Source organism: Protofrankia sp. Cr1 (assembly GCF_963555865.1).
In the GTDB taxonomy this organism is placed as follows: Bacteria; Actinomycetota; Actinomycetes; order Frankiales; family Frankiaceae; genus Protofrankia.
Genome location: NZ_CAUVXO010000069.1, coordinates 1 through 1,753, shown reverse-complemented (window position 1 = coordinate 1,753; position 1,753 = coordinate 1). Strand labels below are relative to the sequence as shown.

General features: G+C 64.7%; 2 protein-coding genes. One reads left to right on the top strand and one right to left on the bottom strand.

Going from position 1 to position 1,753, the window contains the following annotated elements:
• A partial coding sequence (locus U9980_RS08670; protein WP_322767457.1) for a group II intron maturase-specific domain-containing protein occupies positions 1–703 on the bottom strand: 703 nt, incomplete at its 3' end.
• A 61-nt stretch (positions 704–764) separates the two neighbouring features.
• On the opposite strand from U9980_RS08670, the gene U9980_RS08665 reads away from it, so the two are divergent.
• Complete coding sequence (locus tag U9980_RS08665) at positions 765–1,373, top strand: group II intron reverse transcriptase/maturase (protein ID WP_322767456.1); 609 nt, start codon at positions 765–767, stop codon at positions 1,371–1,373.
• Positions 1,374–1,753: the final 380 nt, after the last annotated feature.

Here is a 1,753-nt window from a genome sequence, read left to right as displayed (position 1 = left end):
CCGTGTAGGTCATCACCCTGCCGACGGCGGCGTACCATTTCTCCCACTGGTTGGGGGAGTCCGGTGGATTGCCGACGAACAGCAGCGGCAGACCGCACAGCGGGCAGCTCCCCTCCTGGGCGCGCAAGGCGCGCAGGAGGGATTTCGCCAGCTGGGGTGGCTTTCGTCTGCGCCGCCGGTCGGCCCAGTAGAGGGCGAGGTCAGGATCATCGAGTGAGTTCCTGCCGGGTACTGGGGCATGGCGGACGATAGGCGTCCAGGCGTACCGGTGCATGTAGGCGCCGCTCGTTCGGTCGCCGAAGACCCACCGGTCGTTCCTGTCCGGATTGAACGGGCCGAAATAGCGGTTGACGAGCCACTTCCATGGTTTGCCCGGGTGCCTGTGGCGTAGCCATTTGTAGATCAGCTGCCAAAGGTGATCATCCAGGCGTTGGTACGCCTCCTTTGATGCTCCACTACGGAAGTAGTTCGCCTGGCCCCGGATCCGGGGATTCATGACCTGGATCACGGCGGCCGCGTTGGTGCCGCGCAGGGAGCGCAGCGTATCCGCGTTCCCCCGCCTGATCCTGGCAAGAGCCTCTTTGCTGGGCCTGGTGAGTACCTTCGTGCCACCGCCCTTAGGGTGGTAGCGGCGGATAGTCAACGACAGGAAGTCGAACCCGTCATCGACATGGCGGATCGTGGTCTTGCACGCCGACCACAAACATGATCAGCGCGGTCATCGCAGCATCAACGCGGGGATCGGGCTGAAGGTGCCGGCCGACGTGATCCGCGCTAAGTGCGCGCCCTACCTCCACCACGGCACACCGATCCGGCGCACCGAACGCATCGTCGATACCGATTTCAGTATCGTCGCGCAGTTCCAGGCCGAGTTCCGGGGTGTCGCGGAGTACTACCGGCTGGCGTTCAACCGTCATCGGCTCAGTCGGTTGACGTACGTCATGGAGCGGTCGCTGACCAAGACCCTGGCCCGCAAGTACCGGATCAGGGTCGCGCAGGTCTACCGCCGCTACCGTACTGTTCTGGCCACCGAGCACGGTCCACGCCGTGGCCTGCAGGTCACCGTGGACCGTGAGGGCGGACGGCCCTCGCTGGTAGCGCATTGGGGTGGCATCAGCCTGGCGCGGGACACCACACCACGACCCCTCAACGACGACCCCCCACGCATGTGGAGCAATCGCCGCTCAGAGCTCGTGCAACGACTCCTGGCCGACGCCTGCGAACTATGCGGATCCACCGGGCAGGTCGAGGTGCACCACATCCGTGCCCTCAAAGACCTCAACCCCAGGGGGCGGCAACATCAACCCGAATGGGTCACGCGGATGGCGTCTCGCCACCGCAAGACCCTTGGTCGTCTGCCGCGTCTGCCATGAAGGCATCCATGCTGGACGTCCCACACGGCGACCACGATGAGCACTGGAGAGCCGGCTGCCACGGAAATCGGGCATGGCCGGTTCGGAGGGGGGCCGTCGAAAAAGGACCAGGAAACTGGCACCTCGTCGGCGGTCTACCCTACGTCACGCCGGGATTCTGCGGGAGCCCGGAGGTGCAATTCCCCCGGGCCACCCGACCGGCCTTTTTCGCGAGCCAGTAGAAGTGAAGTTCGAGTTCATCGACGCACACGCTCCGAAGAAGGCCGCCCCGGCCGACGGCATCTCCCGTTTCCCCGTCGTGTACATGTGTGACAACCTCGGCGTTTCCCGGCAGGGTTACTACGCGTGGAAGAAACGAGGCTCGTCGCAACACGACAAAA